The organism is Allomesorhizobium camelthorni, from assembly GCF_011045125.1.
Lineage (GTDB): Bacteria > Pseudomonadota > Alphaproteobacteria > Rhizobiales > Rhizobiaceae > Allomesorhizobium > Allomesorhizobium camelthorni.
This window is the reverse complement of the sequence record NZ_JAAKZF010000329.1, coordinates 1-614: the sequence shown is the minus strand read 5'-3', so window position 1 is coordinate 614 and position 614 is coordinate 1. Positions and strand designations below refer to the sequence as shown.

General features: G+C 62.4%; 1 protein-coding gene. It reads right to left on the bottom strand.

What is annotated here, in order from left to right:
- Positions 1-8 precede the first annotated feature (8 nt).
- The coding region (locus G6N73_RS36190) for a proton-conducting transporter transmembrane domain-containing protein (RefSeq protein ID WP_281353039.1) at positions 9-614 on the bottom strand (606 nt) is incomplete at its 5' end.

Genomic DNA, 614 nt, shown 5'->3' with positions numbered 1-614 from the left:
GCGCTTGATCATCTGACCACTCCTTCCGCCAGAGCGAGGAAATAGCCGGGAAAGATGCCCATCGACACCGACAGAATGGCGGTCGCGACCAGTGGGATCGTCACCATCGGAATTTCACGGACCGTCGCCGGGCTCTCCTGCGCTTCCGTCCCGAAAAAGGCGACATAGCTGACCGGCAGGAAATAGGCTGCGTTCAGGACCGAACTCACCAGGAGCACGATCAGGAATGCGATCTCCCCCGCCTCCACCGAGCCCAGCGCCAGATACCACTTGCTGACGAAACCCGCGGTCGGCGGCACCCCGATCATGCTGAGCGAGGCCACGAAGAACGCCCCCATCGTCCAGGGCAGCCTGCGGCCGATGCCGGCCATGTCGCTGATATTCCGCTTGCCAGACGCGCAATAGATCGACCCGGCGCAGAAAAAGAGCGTGATCTTGGAGAACGCATGCGCCGCAATGTGGATGATGCCGCCGACCATCGCGACCGGTGACAACAGAACCGCGCCCAGCACGATGTAGGACAGCTGGCTGACCGTCGAATAGGCAAGCCGCGCCTTCAGGTCGTCCCGCGTCAGGGCGTAGACGGATGCCATCAGGATCGTGAACGAGACCAG